22 protein-coding genes are annotated in these 19,905 nt (G+C 63.6%); 7 read left to right on the top strand and 15 right to left on the bottom strand.

All coding sequences use genetic code 11. The annotated features are described in order from the left end of the window. Nucleotides 1-78: 78 nt before the first annotated feature. Nucleotides 79-729, bottom strand: coding sequence for a helix-turn-helix transcriptional regulator (locus AC0L2V_RS02300; RefSeq protein WP_473519309.1), 651 nt, complete (start codon nucleotides 727-729; stop codon nucleotides 79-81). Nucleotides 730-737: 8 nt separating this feature from the next. Then, nucleotides 738-1,610 (bottom strand): S1C family serine protease, encoded by an 873-nt coding sequence (locus AC0L2V_RS02295; RefSeq protein ID WP_473519308.1) that lies wholly within the window; start codon nucleotides 1,608-1,610, stop codon nucleotides 738-740. Between the two features lie 271 nt (nucleotides 1,611-1,881). Between AC0L2V_RS02295 and AC0L2V_RS02290 the strand changes: the two genes are divergently transcribed. After that, a complete protein-coding gene (locus AC0L2V_RS02290) occupies nucleotides 1,882-2,829 on the top strand; it encodes a S1C family serine protease (protein ID WP_473519307.1) in 948 nt (315 codons plus the stop codon). 106 nt (nucleotides 2,830-2,935) lie between these two features. On the opposite strand, the gene AC0L2V_RS02285 is transcribed toward AC0L2V_RS02290, so the two are convergent. Together AC0L2V_RS02285 and AC0L2V_RS02280 are read right to left on the bottom strand one after the other, a co-directional pair. Next, a complete protein-coding gene (locus AC0L2V_RS02285) occupies nucleotides 2,936-3,847 on the bottom strand; it encodes an arginase family protein (protein WP_473519306.1) in 912 nt (303 codons plus the stop codon). Nucleotides 3,848-3,958: 111 nt separating this feature from the next. Continuing rightward, complete coding sequence (locus AC0L2V_RS02280; RefSeq protein ID WP_473519305.1) at nucleotides 3,959-4,381, bottom strand: VOC family protein; 423 nt, start codon at nucleotides 4,379-4,381, stop codon at nucleotides 3,959-3,961. Nucleotides 4,382-4,448: 67 nt separating this feature from the next. Here AC0L2V_RS02280 and AC0L2V_RS02275 point away from each other — a divergent pair, with 67 nt between their 5' ends. Beyond that, the gene (locus AC0L2V_RS02275) at nucleotides 4,449-5,066 is read left to right on the top strand and encodes a TetR/AcrR family transcriptional regulator (RefSeq protein ID WP_473519304.1); all 618 of its coding nucleotides are present in this window, start codon (nucleotides 4,449-4,451) and stop codon (nucleotides 5,064-5,066) included. Here AC0L2V_RS02275 and AC0L2V_RS02270 read toward each other — a convergent pair. Next, entirely contained in the window at nucleotides 5,008-5,955 is a 948-nt protein-coding gene (locus tag AC0L2V_RS02270) for a LysR family transcriptional regulator (RefSeq protein WP_473519303.1), read from the bottom strand. The genes AC0L2V_RS02275 and AC0L2V_RS02270 overlap by 59 nt on opposite strands. Before the next feature lie 108 nt (nucleotides 5,956-6,063). On the opposite strand from AC0L2V_RS02270, the gene AC0L2V_RS02265 reads away from it, so the two are divergent. Continuing rightward, nucleotides 6,064-6,705 (top strand): FMN-dependent NADH-azoreductase, encoded by a 642-nt coding sequence (locus AC0L2V_RS02265; protein ID WP_473494839.1) that lies wholly within the window; start codon nucleotides 6,064-6,066, stop codon nucleotides 6,703-6,705. A gap of 93 nt (nucleotides 6,706-6,798) precedes the next feature. Here the strand turns inward: AC0L2V_RS02265 and AC0L2V_RS02260 are convergent, their stop codons facing one another. The 8 genes from AC0L2V_RS02260 to AC0L2V_RS02225 all read right to left on the bottom strand — a co-directional run bounded on the left by AC0L2V_RS02260 (nucleotide 6,799) and on the right by AC0L2V_RS02225 (nucleotide 14,335). Next, on the bottom strand, nucleotides 6,799-7,092 hold the full coding sequence (locus AC0L2V_RS02260; protein WP_065009209.1) for an HlyU family transcriptional regulator: 294 nt from the start codon (nucleotides 7,090-7,092) through the stop codon (nucleotides 6,799-6,801). A 106-nt stretch (nucleotides 7,093-7,198) separates the two neighbouring features. Next, nucleotides 7,199-7,870, bottom strand: coding sequence for a PadR family transcriptional regulator (locus AC0L2V_RS02255; protein WP_473494838.1), 672 nt, complete (start codon nucleotides 7,868-7,870; stop codon nucleotides 7,199-7,201). A 135-nt stretch (nucleotides 7,871-8,005) separates the two neighbouring features. Continuing rightward, the gene (locus AC0L2V_RS02250; protein ID WP_473519302.1) at nucleotides 8,006-8,386 is read right to left on the bottom strand and encodes a thiol-disulfide oxidoreductase DCC family protein; all 381 of its coding nucleotides are present in this window, start codon (nucleotides 8,384-8,386) and stop codon (nucleotides 8,006-8,008) included. Nucleotides 8,387-8,565: 179 nt separating this feature from the next. Beyond that, a complete protein-coding gene (locus tag AC0L2V_RS02245; protein ID WP_473519301.1) occupies nucleotides 8,566-8,859 on the bottom strand; it encodes a GYD domain-containing protein in 294 nt (97 codons plus the stop codon). Between the two features lie 202 nt (nucleotides 8,860-9,061). Beyond that, nucleotides 9,062-11,083: an RNA polymerase sigma factor RpoD gene (gene rpoD, locus AC0L2V_RS02240; protein WP_023799750.1), complete on the bottom strand. Its 2,022-nt coding sequence runs from the start codon at nucleotides 11,081-11,083 to the stop codon at nucleotides 9,062-9,064. Nucleotides 11,084-11,467: 384 nt separating this feature from the next. Further along, entirely contained in the window at nucleotides 11,468-13,474 is a 2,007-nt protein-coding gene (gene dnaG / locus AC0L2V_RS02235) for a DNA primase (RefSeq protein ID WP_473519405.1), read from the bottom strand. Between the two features lie 153 nt (nucleotides 13,475-13,627). After that, nucleotides 13,628-13,993 (bottom strand): RcnB family protein, encoded by a 366-nt coding sequence (locus AC0L2V_RS02230; RefSeq protein ID WP_473519300.1) that lies wholly within the window; start codon nucleotides 13,991-13,993, stop codon nucleotides 13,628-13,630. 120 nt (nucleotides 13,994-14,113) lie between these two features. Beyond that, entirely contained in the window at nucleotides 14,114-14,335 is a 222-nt protein-coding gene (locus AC0L2V_RS02225) for a hypothetical protein (protein WP_473519299.1), read from the bottom strand. Nucleotides 14,336-14,379: 44 nt separating this feature from the next. Here AC0L2V_RS02225 and AC0L2V_RS02220 point away from each other — a divergent pair, with 44 nt between their 5' ends. The 3 genes from AC0L2V_RS02220 (at nucleotide 14,380) to AC0L2V_RS02210 (ending at nucleotide 17,774) form a co-directional block, all read left to right on the top strand. Continuing rightward, nucleotides 14,380-16,044, top strand: coding sequence for a Na/Pi cotransporter family protein (locus AC0L2V_RS02220; protein ID WP_473519298.1), 1,665 nt, complete (start codon nucleotides 14,380-14,382; stop codon nucleotides 16,042-16,044). Between the two features lie 210 nt (nucleotides 16,045-16,254). Then, entirely contained in the window at nucleotides 16,255-16,467 is a 213-nt protein-coding gene (locus AC0L2V_RS02215) for a DUF2061 domain-containing protein (RefSeq protein WP_023799755.1), read from the top strand. Nucleotides 16,468-16,592: 125 nt separating this feature from the next. After that, complete coding sequence (locus AC0L2V_RS02210; RefSeq protein ID WP_473519297.1) at nucleotides 16,593-17,774, top strand: MFS transporter; 1,182 nt, start codon at nucleotides 16,593-16,595, stop codon at nucleotides 17,772-17,774. 10 nt (nucleotides 17,775-17,784) lie between these two features. Here the strand turns inward: AC0L2V_RS02210 and AC0L2V_RS02205 are convergent, their stop codons facing one another. Next, nucleotides 17,785-18,342 (bottom strand): GNAT family N-acetyltransferase, encoded by a 558-nt coding sequence (locus tag AC0L2V_RS02205; protein ID WP_473519296.1) that lies wholly within the window; start codon nucleotides 18,340-18,342, stop codon nucleotides 17,785-17,787. Nucleotides 18,343-18,451: 109 nt separating this feature from the next. Between AC0L2V_RS02205 and AC0L2V_RS02200 the strand changes: the two genes are divergently transcribed. Next, entirely contained in the window at nucleotides 18,452-18,955 is a 504-nt protein-coding gene (locus tag AC0L2V_RS02200) for a DUF1801 domain-containing protein (protein WP_473519295.1), read from the top strand. 13 nt (nucleotides 18,956-18,968) lie between these two features. Here AC0L2V_RS02200 and AC0L2V_RS02195 read toward each other — a convergent pair whose 3' ends face one another. Next, on the bottom strand, nucleotides 18,969-19,853 hold the full coding sequence (locus tag AC0L2V_RS02195; protein ID WP_473519404.1) for an arginase family protein: 885 nt from the start codon (nucleotides 19,851-19,853) through the stop codon (nucleotides 18,969-18,971). Between the last annotated feature and the right edge of the window lie 52 nt (nucleotides 19,854-19,905).

The following is a 19,905-nucleotide window of genomic DNA, read 5'->3' as shown; positions in this document are numbered from 1 at the left end:
CGGGGAGAAGGTGCCGGCAGGCGGATGAGGGGCGGCGCAAACTTTGACAATGATAGCCCGACATCCTGCCGTGATCCTCTAAACCAGCACCAGGCCTTGCCGCATGGCGATGGCGATGGCGTCGGTGCGGTTGGCCGCACCTAGCTTGATCAGAATCGCCGCGACGTGGAATTTCGCCGTATGCACGGAAATGTTCAGGCGCCGCGCGATCACCTTGTTGGGCGCGCCCTCGGTCAAAAGCGCCAGCACTTCGCTCTCGCGCGGCGACAGCACCGGCCGGCCGGCGCTGTCGCCGACCGGTTCCTCGTCGGAGAGATCGTCGTCATGGAAGGCGAAATCGTCATGTCGATCGGACAAGGGGCGGCCCTCGCCCGAGATCCGATAGCCAGCCGCCGCCAGTCGCGCGGCGGCAGCGATCAGCAGATGGTCCACTGCCGGCGGCAGCACGGCAAACACGGTATCGGCCGGCCGCTGCCGGCTCGCTCGTTGCGACAGGAGCACCAGAGGTATCGCGGGATCGCTGGGCCCGCCTTCCACGCCCCCTCTTTCCAGGTAAACGCCATCGACGATCGCGACATCCGCTCTGTCGGCGCTATTGCTGCTACCGGCCACAATCGGCAGCAGATCGCCGGTCGCGGCAAGCGCGGTGGACAGGTGCTCGGCGCGCACGACGTCATCGAGCGCGATCAGCACCGTCAGCCGCCGCCCCGTGATCCTGTGACTTGCCATCGATCTTCTCAGTTTAGCGGCTTTTCGCCGATGGTCAGCACGACGTCGCGCCGTTCGCCGCCGCGCACCACGCCGAGCGTCACCGACGCGCCGGCGCTGTCCGGCCCGAGCCTGCGGATCAGCTCGCGCGGGCCGTGCACGGCCTCGCCGTTCCACGACGCGATGATGTCGCCAAGGTGCAGGCCGGCCGCCTTCGCCGGGCCATTGTCGTCGAGGCTCATCACCATCGCGCCATGCGTGTCGCCGTTGCGGATCGGGTGCAGGCCGGCGCCGAGATAGCCGCGCGCGACATGGCCCTTCTCGCGCAGCGTCGCCACCGCCCGTTCGATCGTCTCGTAAGGCATAACCAGCGCCCGCCGGCGCGGCCCGAACAGCAGCATGCCGATCAGTGCGCCCTTGGCGTCGAGCACCGGGCCGCCCTCGAAACGGCCACCGGCATTGACGGCCAGATTGATGCGCCGGTCGATCGTGCCGCCGCGCATCGAGCGCCAGGCCGGACCGACCTCACCAACCGTTCCGAATGCAGCGATCGACGCACCGTCGCTATTGCCGACGGCAATGGCCAGATGGCCCGGCCGCGCCGTGCCTGCCTTGGTCAGCGGCGGCACGTCCGGCGCGCCGGTCGGCTTCAGAAGGGCGGTCCCGGTGGATGGATCGCGGCCGACCAGCTCAGCCTTCACCTTGTCGCCCGAAGAAAGCGTCAGCTCGATCTCCTCGCCGGCCTCCACCGCCTCCTCGGCAGCGACAAAATAGCCGTCGCGCCAATGGAAGGCGGTCGCGGTGCGATGCTGATGCGTGGCAAAGCTCGCCGTCGCCGGCGCCGCTGCGGCGGCGATATCGGCGATGGCGTTGGAAAATGCGCTTAGATTGAAGTCGCTCATGTCGGTCTCCTGGGTCTTTTTCGCCTCGGCCCGAAAATCGGCATCGATTTTCGGAAAACACGGAGCGAGAACTCAAAGTCTTAGAGCGCACTTTGAGCGTCCAATGGACGCTCGTCGCTCTACCCCAGATATCGCTCGGCAGCGCGTTGGCGGGTACTCGCCTGACGGCTAGTTGGGCGTTGGACTGGCCATCTGGTCAGGTCGCGGCCGATCCGGCCGCTCCGCACATATAGGCATCCTTCATCTTGCTCTAAAGACACGGAGCCCTGCCATGTCCCTCCCCGCCCAGCAATTGCAGTTCGACGATGCGCTGCTCGACGATTATTCGGCAACGGTCGCCGATGCCGTGGACCGCATCGGTCCCGCCGTCTGCCGCATCGAGCGCATCGGTGGTGCCGGCGGCCTGGGCTCCGGCTTCGTCATCACACCGGATGGGCTGGTCGTCACCAATTTCCACGTCGTTGGCGATGCCCGCAGCGTCCGCGTCACCATGCCGGACGGCGTCTCCAGAGAAGGCCGTGTTCTCGGCCGCGACCCCGACACCGACATCGCGCTGGTGCGTGCCGACGGCAGCTTCGCCGATATTGCGCCGCTCGGCGATTCCAAGCGCCTGCGGCGCGGCCAGATCGCCATTGCCATCGGCAACCCGCTCGGCTTCGAATGGACCGTCACATCAGGTGTCGTCTCGGCGCTCGGCCGCTCGATGCGTGCTTCCACCGGCCGGCTGATCGACGATGTCATCCAGACCGACGCAGCACTCAACCCCGGCAATTCCGGCGGACCGCTGGTGTCGTCGGCGGGCGAGGTTATCGGCGTCAACACAGCCATGATCCATGGCGCGCAAGGCATCGCTTTCGCGGTTGCCTCCAACACCGCCAATTTCGTCATTTCGGAGATCATCCGCTTCGGCCGCGTCCGCCGCGCCTTCATCGGTGTCTCGGCCGACACGACAACCCTGCCGCGTCGCGCCGCCCTTTTGTCGCAAGTGTCGAGCAGCACAGCGGTGCGCCTGCGCAGTGTCGAGGCGAACAGCCCGGCCGCCAGAGCAGGCCTGAAAGAGGGCGACATCATCGCCGCCATCGACGGCCGCCCGGTCACCGGCGTCGACGATCTGGTGCGCATGCTCGACGCCGAGCGCATCGGCCGCGAAACGCTGTGCACAGTGGTGCGCCGCTCCGGCATTGCTCAGATCACGGTGATGCCGGAGGCGCGGGCCTGACAACTATCGCATCGGCCCGAAAATCGAAACCGATTTTCGGAAAGCACGATGCGCAGATCCAAAGTGTTAGAGCGTACTTTGTGCGTCCAAGTGGACGCACGTCGCTCTAACGCGGCGCAAACATCTGGCCAAGCAGCGAAACCAGCAGCACCGCCAGCTCGCCGGTCGGATCGAGGTCCGGATCGAAAATGGTCACGTCCATTCCGGTACAGCGCGGATCCGCCACCAGCGCCGCGAGGATGGCGACGAGATCGTCGGGATCGATGCCGGGACTGCCCGGTGAATCCACCGCCGGCATCACGGTCTGGTCGAGCGCATCGACGTCGAAATGCACCCAATAGGGCCAGCCGGTTCGCGCCAGCGTGGTCAAGGTCTTTTCCAGGACCTCTGCCGCGCCGAGCTCCCGCGCGGCAAAGACATCGATCAGCGTCATCGCGGTCGAAGTGATGTCGGGCCAGGCGAAGTCGGGGTCGCGGTTCTCGCGTTCGCCGATCTGAATCACCTGTTCGTCCGCAACAAGCGGGCTCGCGATCTCAGGCCAGTCGGTCAGCAACGGCTCACCACGTCCGGTGGCGAGCGCAAGGTCCATGCCGGCGGCCGAGCCGAGTGAAGCATCGACGTCGTAATTGCCCGGATGGCGGAAATCGCTGTGGCCGTCGACATGGACCAGTGCCAGCGGACCAGATCGCCGTGCGCCAGCCAGCGCGCCAAGCAGGACCGCGCAGTCGCCGCCGACGACCAGCGGGAACTCGCCTCGTCTCAGCGCGCCGGCAACCACGTCGGCGAGTCCGAGATTGAAGCTGCGTATCGCATTGCCGTTGCGCAGCCGGGTGCCCGGCTGCGGCTCCGTGTTATAGGCGGGCCGATCAAGATCAACCACTTTGAGGGGCGAAAGCGTCTCGATCAGGCCGGCTTCGGTCAACGCCTGCGGCGCACGCCACGTCCCCGGAATATGACCTGGCCTCAGCGGACGCAGGCCAAGGTTGGAGGGTGCGCGGACAAGGCAGATTTCACGCATGGAATGGGCCCAGGCTGATGAGCTCAGCATAGACCGCAAAGACATGACCGGCCACGCGGCTGAAGGCTTCAGGTGATATCTACAGACAATTCCTGCCAGCCGCTATCCCGCTCAGGCCGCCGCGCCTTCGACAAACTGCTCCAGAAACTCAGCGCTCGGCGGGATCGGCTTGATCACGTCGATCAGCACGCCATTGGGGTCTTTGGTGATGAAATGGCGCTGGCCGAAGGCTTCGTCGCGCAGGCTGCACAGGATCGGCAGGCCGGCGGCGATGACCCGCTCATAGACCGCATCCGGGTTCTTGACCTCGAAATTGATCAGCAGGCCGGAGGTACGGCCGCGCCCTTCCTCAGGAATGGTTTCATGATCGCCATGGACGATGCCGAGATTGACGCGGCGATCTTCGGTCGATTGCAGATGCACGTACCAGTCGCTCTCGAACAGCGGCTTGAAGCTGAAATGCGCGACATAGAAAGCCTTCGTGCCGGCAACGTCGCCGGTCATCAGCACCGGGTAATAGCTTGTCGTCTTCATCTTTCCTTCTCCCGTCAAATAACATACAGTTCGCATGCAAATACGCATTAACATACAGGCTGCATGTATGCAACAGGAATCCGCGCGCCGCTCCAACCGCGAACGCACCGAAGCGACACGCGCCGACCTGATATCAGCGGCGCGAAAACTGTTCACCGAGAAGTCCTATGCGGAGACCGGCACGCCCGAGATCGTGGCTGCGGCCGGCGTCACCCGCGGCGCGCTCTATCATCACTTTGCCGACAAGCAGGCGCTGTTCGCCGCAGTGGTCGAGCAGGAGGCGGCGGCTGTGGCGGAAGAGATCGAGCGCGCCTCGCCGCCCTCGCTGTTTGCCCGCGACGCACTGATCGCCGGCTCGGATGCCTATCTTGCCGCCATGCGCGCACCCGGCCGCACCCGGCTGCTGCTGCTCGACGGGCCGGCCGTGCTCGGCCGCGCCGCCATGGACGAGATCGACAACCGCCACGGCAACCGCTCGTTGCGCGAAGGCCTGGTTGCCGCGATGCGCTCGCAGTCCATGATGAGATTGCCGGTGGAAGCGCTGACCGCGCTGCTTGCCGCCGCCTTCGACCGCGCGGCGCTCGCCATCGAAGCAGGCGCTTCGACCGAGGACTACCGTGCCGTTCTCATGGCGCTGATTGATGGCCTGTCGCCCCAGGCCCCTGGTTCGGCTCGAACTCGTTGAAACAGCCAAGCTGGCGCTTGAACTGGTCGATCAGCCAGGCCGCAGCCGGCTTCGGGCTGCGGTCGGCGCGGTGCATGGCATAAAGCGGCGCGCGGACTTCGCGATACGGCTCCAGATCGAGTTCCACCAGCCGGCCGTTGGCCACATCGTCAGCAATCAACCATCGCGGCAGTCCGCCCCAGCCCAACCCTTCGCGCATCAGCGCATGCTTGGTTCGCATATCCGTAAGTCGCCAGGTGCGGTAGGCATAGACGCCGTAGTCGCGCCCTTTGGTGCGCTCGGACTGGTCGCTGACGACAAGTTGGATGTGTTCGCGCACCTCCTCCAGCGGCACCGGCTTGGGAAGCAGCGCCAGCGGATGGCTTGGCGCGGCCGCCGGCACCATCGACATGAAGCCAATGCGCACAAGATGCGCGTCGACCTCGCCCAGCAGGCCGCCAATACCGAGATCGGCATGTCCATTGACGACATGATCGGGGATCAGCCCGAGCGTGCCGATATGCAGGCGCAGCATCACGGTTGGAAATTGCGCCTCGAACGCCTTCAACACGCGCACCAGCACGGTGGAAGGCAGCGCCACATCGACCGACAGCGCGACTTCAGCCTCCAAGCCCTGCTTGTGGCTGTCGACGCGAGAGCGGATGCGCTGCAATACGCCGACCATGCGCCGCGCATCTTCCAGCGTCGCCCGGCCGACATCGGTCAGATGCGGCTCGCGCGTGCCCTCGCGCTCGAACAGTTTCAGCCCAAGCTGCGCCTCGAGATTGGCGATGGCGTAGCTGATGACCGACTGCGCTCGGTTGAGCTTGCGGCCGGCGGCGGAGAAGCTGCCGGTGTCGGCGACGGTGACAAGGATCTGAAGCTGATCGAGCGTCGGGTTTGGCTGCATCGTTCTATCCACTATTTGGATGGAACATACATAAAATATACCGGTTTTTCAAATGGGTCAGCTCGCCCATATAGGTCGGGACAGTTCAGCCAACCCTGGAGACCCGCCATGTCCATCCTTCTCGTCACATCCAGTCCGCGCGGCAATGCCTCGCATTCGACCCGCATCGCCACTGAACTTGCAGAAAAGCTGCTCGCCGCCGATCCTTCGGCCAAGCTCGTCGCACGCGATCTCGTCGCAAACCCGCTGCCGCACATCGATCCGGACTATTCGACCGGCATCTATACGCCCGCCGAGGCCCGCACCCAGCGCCAGGCCGAGGTCGTTGGCGTTTCCGACGGCGTGCTCGATGAACTGTTTGCGGCCGACACCATCATCCTGGCCACCGGATTCATCAATTTCGGCATCTCGTCGACGCTGAAATCCTGGGTCGACCACGTCTCCCGCACCGGCAAGACTTTCTCTTATGGCGAGAATGGCCCGAAGGGCCTCGTCACCGGCAAGAAGGTCTACATCGTCCTCGCCTCGGGCGGCATCTATTCGGAAGGCGCTGCCGTGCAGATGGACCACGCCATCCCTTACCTGCGCAGCGTGCTTGGCTTCATCGGCATGACCGACGTCGAAGTCATCCGCATCGAAGGCGTCGGCATGGGGCCGGACGCGGTCACTGCCGCTCTGGCCAAGGCATCAGCCAAGGTGGATGCTTTGGTGACATCGACCGTAAGCAAACAGGCTGCGGTGGCGGCGTAGGCCACCAGCCGTCGGTAATTTGAAATCAAGGGCAGGCGCCCGACAGGGCGCTTGCCTTGTTCGTTTTAAGATGCGCCGGAGATCGATCGGGTCTCACCCGAACATCTTCTCGCCCTGCTCGTCGACCAGCTGAATGCCCTTTTTGATCGAGATGTCGACAGCGTCGTCGAGCCCGGCAAAACGATCGGCGCGGATGAATTTGTGCTCCTTCATCACGCCGTCGATCTCCTTGGAAACCACGCCGCAGGTCTGGTATTGGCCCTCCGCCTTGTACGGCGTGGCGCTGATCAAAAATCCCTTGTGCTCGATCTGCTTTGCCGGTGCAGCACTCTTTGGCTCGCCCGCGTCACCGCCGCCACCGCCGAAAAGACGTTTCAGAAAAGACATGGGCGCGCCCTCCAACGGCTATCATCCTGCATCACATAGCGTGGTGCAGGATGATTTCACTAGCGATCCTTAGGCAAACGGGCAAGGCCCGCATCCGACCTGGAAGTCAGTCGCGCGACAGCGCTTCGAGGGCTTCGGCCGCCCCTTTCAATATCGCGATCGCCTCGGCCTGTTTTTCAGCGGGCGCGTCGACAATGTCGCCGAGGGCTGCGCGTAGCCGCTGGCGCACGGCGCGGAATTCGTCACGCTTTTCCGAACCGCCGCGGCCGCGACGTCCGCTATCCTCGCCATCGTCGTTCCAGCCGAACCAGTCACGTGCCTTTGCCATCTTGCGGCCGAAACGCTCGAGATGATCGAGCACATGGTCGATCATCTCGCGATTGTCATTGAGATGCGCCTGCCCTGCCTCGGTAATCGAAAACACCTTCTTGTTGCCTTCCGCTGACGAGACGGCATAGCCGGCCTCTTCCAGGAAGGTCAGCGTCGGATAGACCACGCCGGGGCTCGGGCTGTAGACGCCGCTGGTGCGTTCCTCCAGCGCCTTGATGATGTCATAGCCGTGGCGCGGCGCCTCGGCCAGCAGCGACAGCGTGATCAGCTTGAGATCGCCGTCGGCCAGCATACGCCCGGCGCGGAACATGTCGCCCGGCCCACCGCGCCCGCCGCCCCTCATGCCGTGGCCGAATGGGCCGAAGCCGCCGCCACGACCGCCGAACTTGCCGGCCATATGCATGAAAACGCGCTCGGCATGCCCGCCGAAATGATGATGTCCGTGCATTGCCTGTTCCTTGAGTTATGTCTTACGATATATCTCAATTATGCGAATGAGGTCGTTGGGTCAAGATATATCTTACGATGTATCTGAGAACGGTGCCACCAGATTGATTTCGTCACCGAGCTTGGCTAATACCGGTTACCAGCGGCCCTTGCGCCGGTTCCAGGCATAGAGAAGATCGGCGAAGCGATCATAGGCATAGCGCGTCAATGGCAGCGCGGCGCGGTTGCCGAACAGCGCTGCCAGCCAGCCCTCGCCCGGCGTTCTCAGCCAGACCGCAATTGCGACGTCGGCGCCGACCAGCAGCCTGCCGTCCGCATCGGTTGCGTGCAGCCGGCGCCGGATGTCCTCCAGCGACACGCCGTATCCGGCCAGCGCCGCCGGTTCGGCATTGATGTCGCGAAACGCGATCCGCCCGGCCTTGATCGCCTCGATCAGCCGCCGCTTCTGCCTGACGATGCCGGCATCGCAAACCGGACAACGGGTATTGTACCAGATGGTCAGCAGAGGCTCGGGCATGGGGTCGATACGCGCGTTAAAGTGCTGCGCTGACTATCCGGGAAACACCTTCGCCCCGCAACATTTTCGGGCAAGCCGCTTCGGCCAGCCACCTTCGAGCCAGATTGGCCGGGCGCCGTCGAGCGGCGCCTGACCGTCCGATGTCCGGCAGCTTGCGCGGGTCTATGGCCGCGCACGCCTCAGCCGAGCGAGGCGACGATTTCGCGATAGGCCAATTCCGGGAACGCCTTGAGCGTCCGCGTCCTCACGTTACCGCCTGACGCCAGCATCAGCGAGAAACGAGCGAGCACCGCATCGTCGGGCGCTTCGACGACCGCCACCATATCGCATTCGCCCATGGTGAGATAAAACGCCTTGAACGAGCCGCCCATGTCTCCCAGCAGCTTCTTGGCGGCATCGAGCCGCTTCGGCGACTCGCGCACATTTCTGGCGCCCTGCTCAGTCCAGTTGATCAGCACGATATAGGTTGTCATGCACACCTCCCTCCGGAGGCCTCGGAGCGCGGCGTCACCGCCGGGGCGGGCATCCGGGTTTGTCGCCCAGAAAATGCATCCGACACCCGATTATCCTCCCACAGCCGGTATGCTGCAACAACAACCGCACCGTCCGGCGAGACAATCCCTGAACGAAAAAGGACGCCGCAGCGCCCTTTAAATTGTTATTCGTTGCCCGGCATCAGCTGTCGAGGAAGCTCCGCAGCTTGCGCGAGCGGCTCGGGTGCTTGAGCTTGCGCAGCGCCTTGGCTTCGATCTGGCGGATGCGCTCTCGGGTGACCGAGAACTGCTGGCCGACTTCCTCCAGCGTGTGGTCGGTGTTCATGCCGATGCCGAAGCGCATTCTGAGCACGCGCTCTTCACGCGGGGTAAGCGAAGCAAGCACCCGCGTCGTCGTCTCGCGCAGATTGGCCTGGATCGCCGCGTCGATCGGCAGGATCGCCATCTTGTCCTCGATGAAATCGCCCAGATGCGAATCCTCCTCGTCGCCGACCGGCGTTTCGAGCGAGATCGGTTCCTTGGCGATCTTCAGCACCTTGCGCACTTTTTCCAGCGGCATGGCGAGCTTTTCCGCCAGTTCCTCCGGCGTCGGCTCGCGGCCGATCTCGTGCAGCATCTGGCGCGAGGTGCGCACGATCTTGTTGATCGTCTCGATCATATGCACCGGAATGCGGATGGTGCGCGCCTGGTCGGCGATCGAGCGGGTGATCGCTTGCCGGATCCACCACGTCGCATAGGTCGAGAACTTGTAGCCGCGGCGATATTCGAATTTGTCGACCGCCTTCATCAGGCCGATATTGCCTTCCTGGATCAGATCGAGGAACTGCAGGCCGCGATTGGTGTATTTCTTGGCGATGGAAATGACGAGGCGCAGATTGGCCTCGACCATTTCCTTCTTGGCGATCGCGGCTTCGCGCTCGCCCTTCTGCACCTGGTTGACGATCCTGCGGAATTCCAGGATCGAGATCGCCGTTTCGGTGGCGAGGTTCTGGATCTCGGCGCGCAGGTCGCGGATCGCGTCCTTCTCGTTCTTGGTGAATTCCTTCCAGCCGCGCGAGGTCAGATTGCCGATCGAGCGCGTCCAGTTGGGATCGAGCTCCGAGCCCTGATACTCCTTCAGGAATTCCTCGCGGCGCACGCCATAGCTTTCGGCCAGCCGCAACAGCTTGCCTTCGTTCTGCACCAGGCGCTTGTTGATGTCGTAGAGTTGCTCGACCAATGCCTCGATGCGCGCCGTGTTCAGGGATAGCGACTTCACCGCCTTGATCAGCTGGTCCTTCAGCTCCTTCAGCCGGCGGTCCTGGCTGGGCGACAGCGTGCCGGCGGCAGCCAGCCGGTTCTCGACCTGCTGGTCCTGCAGCTTGCGCAACTTCTTGTAGGTGTCGGCGATGACGTCGAGCGTCTCCATCACCTGCGGGCGCAGCTCCGCTTCCATCGCCGCCAGCGACAGGCTGGCTTCGTCCTCGTCTTCCTCGTCGTCATCAGTCAGACCGCGAGTGTCGCCGCCGACATTGGTGATGTCGTCCTCGTCCTCGCGCGAACGGCGCGGCTTGTCGTCGGTCTTGGCTTCCTCGATCCGCTCGACCACCGGCGCCTGCTTGGCCTCCGGTCCGGCATAGGTCGCTTCGAGGTCGATGATCTCGCGCAAGAGGATCTTCGATTCGTTGAGCTCATCACGCCAGATGATGATGGCCTGGAAGGTCAGCGGGCTTTCGCACAGGCCCGCGATCATCGTCTCGCGGCCAGCCTCGATGCGCTTGGCAATCGCGATTTCGCCCTCGCGCGACAGAAGCTCGACCGAGCCCATCTCGCGCAGATACATGCGAACCGGATCGTCGGTTCGATCGGTCGGCTCTTTCTTGGTGGTCGTCGCAGCTACGGCGGTACCGGTCTGCTCGGCCAGTTCGTTGGCGTCTTCCTCGGCGTCGGCAGCCGCGTCGGCGGCTTCGGGCTCCTCGCCCTGCTCGTCGTCCTCGACCACGTTGATGCCCATGTCGGAGAGCATGGCCATCGTGTCCTCGATCTGCTCGGAGGTGACTTCCTCCGAGGGTAGCACCGAATTCAGTTCGTCCATGGTGACATAGCCGCGCTTCTTGGCGGCCTTGATCATCTTCTTGACAGCATCGTCGGAAAGGTCGAGCAGAGGGCCATCGGTGGCGCCTTCACGTTCGGTCTCGACCTCTTCCTTTTCTTTTGTCGCCATTCTTTATTTTCTCCAAGCGGCCAGGTATCTAGCCGCATAAGTATCAAGCCGCGTAAGCTGCCGTACCGGTTTATCAGATGCGCTCGCGCTAGAACGCGTTTCCCCGGGCCAGTAACTGCATCTCTCGTTAAGTCCAGATTAACCCTGGTATCTGTGGCAGGCTGACTGCCTGTCCAGTGACCGGTACCTCACATCGCTGCATTTCCGTCGACGCCGGCGCGGGTTAACGTTTCGAATCGTCCTGATTCCGTCATTCTGCCAGAAGGTCAAGCGCCTCTCGCATGATTCGCATGAAAAAAGCGAATCAATTACCCGACTTAAAGCGCCGCGGCTGATTCGGCGCCCAAGCATGGTCTGCACTTTCACTCTTTCGTAAGCTTCGACCTACACCCGCCCGGCCCTGCCCGAAGACACGCCGAACCCTTCGATCAGCGCCTCCGTTGCCTGCACATCACGAAATTGCGCCTGGATCTCGACGAGATGCCGGTAATTTTCGTCCGTGGGATCGCTGGCGAGCGCCGCTTCTGCCTGTTTCAGCTCCTTATGTAATGTGCGCGCGCTGCGCTGCAAGTGGAGCGCCTGGCTGAAGGCGTCGCGGGCATCGTCAAGTCCGGCTGTTTCCAGCGCCGGCCATTGCCGCGCCCGTTTGATCAGCGCCACCACGCGCGCCCAGATCTCGCCGCAGCCGGCCCGTTCGATCGTCGCGATCACCGCGTTGCGGTCGTTGGCCATGTCATGCGCCATCGCATCGAGGATCGCCGCGTGCAATCGCTTCAGATCGGTGTTGGCGAGGTCGAGGAACTCGACATGCGCGAAATTCTCGTCGATCAGCGCCGGATGATTGACAAGAGCTGCGATGATCGTCGCCTCGCGCACCGACATCCCCTCGCTGCCGCGCTTGACCAGCGCCGAGCGGCCAAGGCTTTCGGTGATCGCGGTGCGTCCACCGGCATTGCCGCCGCGTGCGAACTGCCCGCCAGCAGCTGAGCCCTTGCCCTGAAAGCGCCCGCCGGACCGCCCATCTTGGCGCCCCCCTTGATAGGTTTGGCGCGCGCCGCGCTGGGCGCCGAAAAAGCTTAGCACTCGCTCGCGCATTTCCTGTTGGTAGTGATAGCGCAAGCTCTCGTCGCGGATGCGGCTGGTCAGTTCGCGCAGCGTTTTTTCCAGTTCCGCCCGTCGTTCCGGCGTGTCGAAGATGCCGCCGGCCGTTTCGCGCATCCACAAAAGGTCGGCGAGCGGCCGCGCCTCGGAAAGCACGGCGCCAAACGCGTCCGGCCCTTCGGCCTTGACCAGATCGTCGGGGTCCTTGCCTTCGGGCAGAAGCGCAAAACGCACCGAGCGGCCTGCCTGGACCGCCGGCAGCGCCATGTCGGCGGCGCGCCATGCCGCCTTCAGTCCGGCCTGGTCGCCATCGAAGCACAGCACCGGCTCGCCGGCCATCCGCCACAGCAGTTCAAGCTGGTTTTCGGTCAGCGCGGTGCCGAGCGGCGCCACGACATTTTCGAAACCGGCCTGCGCCAGCGCGATCACGTCCATATAGCCCTCGACCGCAATCACCGTGCCGCCCTTGGCCAGCGCCCCCTTTCCCAGCGCCCCCTTTCCCAGCGCCCCCTTTCCCAGCGCTTGGCGCGCTCGGGCGAAATTATAGAGCACGTTGCCCTTGTGGAAGAGCTCGGTGTCGGGCGAATTCATGTATTTGGCGAGCGCATCGGCTGCCAGCGCCCGCCCGCCAAAGGCGATTATCTTGCCTCTGGAGTCCGGGATCGGGAACATGATGCGGTCGCGGAACCAATCGTAGGAAACCGGAACGTCGTCGCCATGGCGCACCAGCCCGCATGCCTCGATATCGGCCTTGGGCACGCCCTTGGCGGCAAGATGCTCCTTCAGCGCATTGCGACTGTCGGGCGCATAGCCGAGCCGGAACGACTGCTGCGTCGCCGGCGTCAGCCCGCGGTCGCGCAGATAGGCGCGGGCTTTTGCGCCTTCCGGTCCCTGCAGCCGCTCCTGGAAGAAGGCGGTCGCCATTTCCATGACTTCGGTCAGGCTGGCGCGTTCCTTTTCGCGCCGTTCCTCCTGGGCATCGCGCAACGGCATCGGCACCCCGGCCATGTCGGCGATCTTCTCGACCGCTTCGGGAAAGCTCATTCCGTCGAGTTCGGTGAGGAATTTGAAGTGGTCACCCGAAACCGAGCAGCCGAAGCAATGATAGCGTCCCTTCTTGTCCTCGCAGTGAAAGGACGGGCTCTTCTCGCCATGGAAGGGACAGCACGCCCAATAATCGCCGCGCGGCGGGTTGGTCTTCTTCCTGTCCCACGCCACGCGCTGGCCGATCACCGAGGAAATCGGCACGCGGTCGCGTATCTCGTCGAGGAAGGCAGGTGGAAAGCGCATCGGAAACGGCTCGTTTGCGTCCATATAATCACGCCGGCGAAACCCGACGACTCCTAATGCGAACCATACCCGGTTTTCACAGGGCAAAAAGAAGGCGGCCGTTGCAAGCCGCCTTCCTTCCTATCCGGCATTGCGCCGGTCGACGTTTGACGGTCAGTGCGCGGCAATCGCGCCGAAGATGATGCCGGAGACGACGCTGACCAAGAGATAGTCGTTGCCGACGCGGATCCATTCCTGGCCACGGCCCGGACGACGCAGGCCATAGTGGCGATAGTCGCGGACCGGCTGGTGGCGCCTCCAGCTCGAATATCTCTGGCCGTTGCGCCAATGGTTCCTCTTGACGACGACTTTCTTCTTCACCACGACGCGCGTCTTGACGTGCCTGTCCGGCTTCTTCCAGTCGACCTGGCTGTAGGGCGACTGCGGTGCGTTCGGCGCGTTCAGCGGCGCTGCCTGGCCCTGCAGGGACGTCGCAGCCAGCACCGACACGGCGACTGCGGAAAGAATGATACGTTTCATGACGGGGTACTCCTTGGTTGTCGATGCCCAAGCAATAGAGCCCGAAAAATGAACCGAAACTGAACACACGGATTACATTTTTGTAATGATTTCAAATATTTATAATAGCTAATTCAACACTCAGCTCAAACCTGATCTGAAGCGGTCGCCGGCACTTGAACGCGCGACCATCAAGAAGCCGGCCGGCGATGCAACCATTTTGCGATCCATCCATTTCCGACACGCCCTGTCGCGCAACAGCCGGCCGAATTGGGCAAAATTTATTACCCGGCTAAAAGTAATCGGAGTAGTATCGACCTTTGCAATGTCCTTGATTCGCCCCCTCTTTTGCGCCTTTGCCATCACGGCTCCCATATTGCTGGTGGCTGTCGGAATGCGAGCCTGACATGAGCGGTTCGGTCGTTTTGCTGCATCTTGCCGGCGCGGTGGCGCTGATGCTGTTTGCCACCCGGCTGGTGAAGACAGGTGTCGAGCGCGCCTATGGCGATGTGCTGCGCCACAAGCTGCGCGCCACCATGCGCAATCCTTTCATGGCGGTTCTGGCCGGCTGCGGCCTGGCGATCGCCCTGCAAAGCTCCACCGCCGTCACCTTGCTGGTCGGCTCCTTCGCCGGCGCCGGCATCGTCAGCGGTATATCGGGCCAGCTTGCCGTGCGCGGCGCCGAGATCGGCTCGGCGCTGGTGGTCAAGCTGCTCACCTTCGACCTGTCGCTGCTGGTGCCGGTCTGTCTTGTCGCCGGCACCGTCATGTTCATGGCCACCGAGCGGCGCGACTGGCGCCAGTTCGGCCGCATCCTGGTCGGCATCGGCCTGCTGGTGTTGTCGCTGGAAATGATCGGCCAGGCCTCGGAGCCGCTGCGCCAGAGCACCCTGATGCCGGTCGTCGTCGATTACTTCTCCGGCGATCCGGTCACCGCCTATCTGCTGGCGGCGCTGGTCACCTGGCTGTTCCATTCCTCGATCGCCGCGGTCCTTTTGATGGTGACGCTCGCCGGCCGCGGCTTCATCCCGCCCGAACTCGGCATCGTGCTGGTGCTCGGCGTCAATCTGGGTTCGTCGATCATCGCGCCGCTGCTCACCCGCAATGCGGAGCCGGGCGTGCGCGTCGTACCGATCGGCAATCTCCTGATGCGCGGCATGGGCTCGCTGGCCATGCTGATCCTGTTCCTGTGGTTGAAACCGTCGGTTGCGTTTCTCGGCGCCACCGTGCCCGACCAGATCGTCAACGCCCATATCCTCTTCAACATCCTGATCCTGGTTGCCGGCCTGCCATTGGCCGGCCTCGTCTACCGCGTTTCGGAAAAGATCGTGGCGCTCGGCACCAAACCGGCGCCGGCAGAAGCGCTCGACGTCGTCGAGTTGTCCGCGCTCAACGACAGCGCCCTCGATGTGCCGAGCCAGGCGCTGGCCAACGCCACCCGTGAGGTGGTGCGGGTCTGCGAGACGGTCGAGATCATGCTGAAGCGCATCATCGAGCTCTATGAAAGCGCCGACGCCGACAAGATCAAGGCGCTGGCCGCGCTCGACGACCGCGTCGACAAGAAACATGCGTCGATAAAGCTCTATCTGGCCAAGGTCACCAGGAACCCGCTGAGCGAGGACGAGGCGCTGCGTTGCCAGGAGTTGATCGGCGCCTGCGTCAAGCTCGAACAGGTCGGCGATATCATCGTGCGCAACATGCTGGTGCATGTCAGGAAGAAGCTCGAGCGCGGGCTGGCGTTCACGCCCGAGGGTTGGCGCGAGCTTAGCGCCTTCCACGCTTCGGTGCTCGCCAACGCGCGGCTTGCCTTCAACGTGCTGGTCTCGCGCGATCCGGAGACCGCCCGCCAGCTGGTGCTGGAAAAGGATCGGCTGCGCGACCGCGAGAAGGAGACCAGCGCCAGCCATTTCGTGCGGCTGCGCGACGGCACCGCCAAGAGCGTCGAGACCAGTTCCATCCATCTCGACACCATCCGCGACCTGAAGCAGATCAACTCGCTGCTCGCCTCGATGGCCTACCCCGTGCTCGAGGAACGCGGCCTGCTCACCGGCTCGCGGCTGAAAGCCGGATAGATTGGGCCCAGCGCGGGAATTGCCCGGAGCCGGCGCGCGAAAATTAGTCTTTGCTAACCCTCCCGTCTGTCGGCTAGAGCATTTTTCAGCCAACCGTCTTCGCATGGCGTCCGACAACACGCGTCAAGCAAAGACCTGGAGCGCGGTTTTGGTCCCACCAGAACGCAAGGCGCTCTAAGGATCGGTTCAAATCCGCCGGGAGAAAAGTCGATGGATACCCATTCGCGCAGTTTCGCCAAGGCGCTTTCCTGGCGCGTCACCGGCACGGTCGACACGATAATCATTTCGCTCATCGTGACAGGCAGCATCAAGCTCGCTGCGGCCATCGGCGTGACCGAGGTCATCACCAAATCGCTGCTCTACTATTTTCACGAGCGGGCGTGGTTGAAAATCCCCTACGGAAGGAAGACGACGACCGTCTAGCCTTGTGCGGCGGAGCCTGGCTGAACCGATCAAGAAAACCTAAAGCGGCGTCGAGAATTTCTGGATTGCCCGCCGCTCTTGTTCGTGGTTTGAGCCATCTCATTCAAGGATCGCCTTCCCGCGCCATGCTTCCCCTCATCGCCCTGTTCATCGCTGCGTTCGCATTCGGCACCACCGAGTTCGTCATCGCCGGCGTGCTGCCGCAGGTGGCGGACGGCCTTGGCGTCTCCATCCCGACCGCCGGCTACCTCGTCTCCGGCTACGCCGGCGGCATCGCGATCGGCGGACCGCTGTTGACGCTCGCTACCAAGACGATTTCCCGCAAGGCGTTGCTGCTTAGCCTTGCCGCAGCCTTCACCATCGGCCAGGCCGCCTGCGCCCTTGCGCCCGACTTCGCCTCCATGTTGCTGTTGCGGATTGCAGTGGCCGTGGCGCACGGCGCCTATTTCGGCGTCGCGATGGTGGTTGCGGTCGGCCTGGTCCGCCAGGATCAGCGTGGAATGGCCGTGGCGCTCATCCTGTCGGGCCTCACGGTCTCCAATGTCATCGGCGTGCCGGCCGGCACGGCAATCGGCAGTATTTGGGGGTGGCGCGCGACGTTCTGGGTGATGTGCGCGCTTGGTGTGGTTTCCATCGCCGCCATGGCCGCCCTCCTGCCGCGCCGGACGGGATCGTCGCGCCGGCCCGTCAGTTTCGGCAGCGAGGTCCGCGTGCTCGCACGCCAGCAGGTTTGGACGTCGCTAATCCTCATGCTGATGCTGATGATCGGCCAGTTCGGCCTGTTCACCTACATCACGCCGACGCTGCTTGAAGTCACCGGCCTCGGCGAGGGCCTGGTGCCCTGGGTGCTGCTACTCAACGGTGTCGGCGCGACGATCGGCGTCTTTCTTGGCGGGCGGCTCGCCGACTGGAAACTGATGCCGTCGCTCATCACCATGCTTTTCATGCAGGCGGTGACACTTGCCGTCATTTACGCCGCCAGCCCGTACCCGGTGCCGATGGTCGTTGCGATCACTATCTGGGGTGGTCTCAGCTTTGCCATCGGCACCCCGATCCAGACCCGTATCCTGACCTGGACGGCGGACGCCTCCAATCTCGCCTCATCGCTTATCCCGGCCGGCTTCAATGTCGGCATCGCGCTGGCCGCCTCGCTCGGCGCCGCCATGCTCAATGCCGGTTATGGCTATCGCAGCCTGCCGGTGGTTGGCGCCATGGCCATGCTGGTCGCCGTGGCGGTCGCGCTCGCCTCACATATCTGGGAGTGGCGCCGAAACACGATGCCGCCGCTGCCGGCCGCTGCCGAATAGTCGGCAGGCGCTACAGGTCGATGCGATAGCGCAGGCTTTCGGCGCCGCCATAGGCAGCGTCCTCGAAGAATCGCCCGACGAGCCGTCCGCCATTGGCCAGGACCACCTTCTGCGAGGCGAGATTACCCGGCTTGGCGGTGATCTCGACGAAGGGCAGGCCGAGCGTCCTCGCCTCGCCGAGCATCAGCCTCACTGCCTCTGTCGCATAGCCGCGCCGCCGTTTCCATGGCACTACGGCATAACCGATGTGGCCGAGCACATGTGGCGGCAGCTCGGCGGTGCCGCGTTGCCAGCGCAAGCCGATCGAGCCGGCGACTTCGCCGTCCCAGATCCAGCGCCGGAATCCCGGCAGGCGCGGCACTTTCGTCCCATCAGGCAAGGTGATCGGACCGCCCTTGGCATCGGGGTCGTCGAGATCGGCGAGGAAGGCCGTTGGATTCTTTTCGATGGCCGCAAGCTGCTCACGCGTCGCCTCCATCAGCCGCACATTGTCCGGCGACCAGCCGCGCTCAAGGGCGGCCTTATACGACGGCAGATGTTTAAGCGCCGGTTTGACGAGTTCAACCATGACGTACGATCGCTCCGCTGCCGCCCTCGGATTCTGAAGTTGATCTTCAGGGGCGGCTTTCTACAATCAAATGTCATCGATTGGGTCCACCTACTTTGGAGTGAACACAATGGCCGACCACAGGTCCGAGAAGTCGGCGAAGGCCGCCGCCGAGCGGGGCGCGGCAACCAAACCGCGCAAGGCGACGCCGAAGCCGCAGTCCGGCAAGGAAGCGAAGCCGGCACTCCTCGCAGGCGGCAACCCCCAGATCGCGAAGGCCGAAGGCGACGCTCCCGTGCAGGCCTACATCGCGGCCATGCCGGGCTGGAAAAGCGACGTCGGGCGCCGTCTCGACGCAATCATCGCGCGCACCGTCCCCGGCGTGCACAAGGCCGTCAAATGGAACTCGCCGTTTTACGGCATCGAGGGGCAAGGCTGGTTCCTGTCGTTCCATGTCTTCACCCGCTACGTCAAAGTGACCTTCTTCCGGGGCACGTCGCTGCGTCCTCCTCCTCCCGGCCAGTCCAAGCACAAGGACGTGCGCTATCTCGACATTCATGAGGACCAACTCGACGAAGCTCAGTTTGCCGCCTGGGTGAAGCAGGCCAGCCAATTGCCCGGCGAGCGAATGTGAGATGCATCGCGAATTAGCCAAGGGCGTCTGCAAGCACCTCATTCAAGCGGGCGAACGCGGCGGTCTCGTCTGGCGCGTGAGCCGGATTAACTTCTGTAATGGTCAGGCCGCGCCATTGCATCAGGGCGGTCAACTGCCTTAGCGCGAAGGCGGCCTGCTCCAGTTTGAGACCGTCGCAACGGCGCACATTCTCCGCAATCGGGAAATCGATAAAGGAGAGTACATCGACATCGAAGTGAATAAGCACACAGTCAAAGCGCGCCGCCCATTCGGCCGCGCGCGCCGCCGCCGCCTCGATATCAATCAAAGCTTCCTCACGCGAAATGACCTTGATCGCATTATCCCTGATCGCGGCGGCTTCAGGCGGAGTGATATTCTCGACGCCGAAATAGAGAAGTTGCTGAGGCACGAGCATCGGACGCGTTGGGCCGAGCCCTGCGAGCGAAGGCTCGCATCCCGGGATGTTGAGCAGATGGGCGACACCAGTCCAGTCCAAGGCGCCGTCGCTCGTGTCAGGTGTGTTGAGATCGGCGTCAAAGTCCATGTAGACGAGTCCGATCCGCGCGCCGGCCGCGTTCGCCCCGGCGACCGTGCCCAACTCCACGGTACAATCGCCGCCCAAAACAAGCACGTCTTCCTGCGCCGAAATCGCCGTCGCCACGTGGCTTGCGACCAAGTCACAGGCCCCGCGCACGGCCTCCAGGTTCATGGCCTGCGGCCTCGAAGAGTCCGGTCGCCAGCGGAACGATGCAACATCGCTATGATCCCTGATGGTTCTGCCTCGGCTGGCGAGCGCCTCTGCGAGCCCATGGCGCCGAAACGCCGCGGGGGCTTGTTCCTGCCCTGGCGAATAGGCGCCGGCGCTGGTGGCGGCGCCGAAAATGTTCAACAAACGCACCGCCAAATCGAAGCTCCATTTTTCGTATGATCCTGGTTGCAAAACGGGTCTG

It is taken from the genome of Mesorhizobium sp. WSM4814 (assembly GCF_055811595.1).
Note: the sequence above shows the minus strand (reverse complement) of the source record. Positions and strands in the feature narration are given on the sequence as shown.

Coding starts and splice junctions, on each gene's coding strand:
- AC0L2V_RS02300 (WP_473519309.1), bottom strand. CDS start 729: ATGGCAAGTCACAGGATCACGGGGCGGCGGCTGACGGTGCTGATCGCG.
- AC0L2V_RS02295 (WP_473519308.1), bottom strand. CDS start 1,610: ATGAGCGACTTCAATCTAAGCGCATTTTCCAACGCCATCGCCGATATC.
- AC0L2V_RS02290 (WP_473519307.1), top strand. CDS start 1,882: ATGTCCCTCCCCGCCCAGCAATTGCAGTTCGACGATGCGCTGCTCGAC.
- AC0L2V_RS02285 (WP_473519306.1), bottom strand. CDS start 3,847: ATGCGTGAAATCTGCCTTGTCCGCGCACCCTCCAACCTTGGCCTGCGT.
- AC0L2V_RS02280 (WP_473519305.1), bottom strand. CDS start 4,381: ATGAAGACGACAAGCTATTACCCGGTGCTGATGACCGGCGACGTTGCC.
- AC0L2V_RS02275 (WP_473519304.1), top strand. CDS start 4,449: ATGCAACAGGAATCCGCGCGCCGCTCCAACCGCGAACGCACCGAAGCG.
- AC0L2V_RS02270 (WP_473519303.1), bottom strand. CDS start 5,955: ATGCAGCCAAACCCGACGCTCGATCAGCTTCAGATCCTTGTCACCGTC.
- AC0L2V_RS02265 (WP_473494839.1), top strand. CDS start 6,064: ATGTCCATCCTTCTCGTCACATCCAGTCCGCGCGGCAATGCCTCGCAT.
- AC0L2V_RS02260 (WP_065009209.1), bottom strand. CDS start 7,092: ATGTCTTTTCTGAAACGTCTTTTCGGCGGTGGCGGCGGTGACGCGGGC.
- AC0L2V_RS02255 (WP_473494838.1), bottom strand. CDS start 7,870: ATGCACGGACATCATCATTTCGGCGGGCATGCCGAGCGCGTTTTCATG.
- AC0L2V_RS02250 (WP_473519302.1), bottom strand. CDS start 8,386: ATGCCCGAGCCTCTGCTGACCATCTGGTACAATACCCGTTGTCCGGTT.
- AC0L2V_RS02245 (WP_473519301.1), bottom strand. CDS start 8,859: ATGACAACCTATATCGTGCTGATCAACTGGACTGAGCAGGGCGCCAGA.
- rpoD (WP_023799750.1), bottom strand. CDS start 11,083: ATGGCGACAAAAGAAAAGGAAGAGGTCGAGACCGAACGTGAAGGCGCC.
- dnaG (WP_473519405.1), bottom strand. CDS start 13,474: ATGCGCTTTCCACCTGCCTTCCTCGACGAGATACGCGACCGCGTGCCG.
- AC0L2V_RS02230 (WP_473519300.1), bottom strand. CDS start 13,993: ATGAAACGTATCATTCTTTCCGCAGTCGCCGTGTCGGTGCTGGCTGCG.
- AC0L2V_RS02225 (WP_473519299.1), bottom strand. CDS start 14,335: ATGGCAAAGGCGCAAAAGAGGGGGCGAATCAAGGACATTGCAAAGGTC.
- AC0L2V_RS02220 (WP_473519298.1), top strand. CDS start 14,380: ATGAGCGGTTCGGTCGTTTTGCTGCATCTTGCCGGCGCGGTGGCGCTG.
- AC0L2V_RS02215 (WP_023799755.1), top strand. CDS start 16,255: ATGGATACCCATTCGCGCAGTTTCGCCAAGGCGCTTTCCTGGCGCGTC.
- AC0L2V_RS02210 (WP_473519297.1), top strand. CDS start 16,593: ATGCTTCCCCTCATCGCCCTGTTCATCGCTGCGTTCGCATTCGGCACC.
- AC0L2V_RS02205 (WP_473519296.1), bottom strand. CDS start 18,342: ATGGTTGAACTCGTCAAACCGGCGCTTAAACATCTGCCGTCGTATAAG.
- AC0L2V_RS02200 (WP_473519295.1), top strand. CDS start 18,452: ATGGCCGACCACAGGTCCGAGAAGTCGGCGAAGGCCGCCGCCGAGCGG.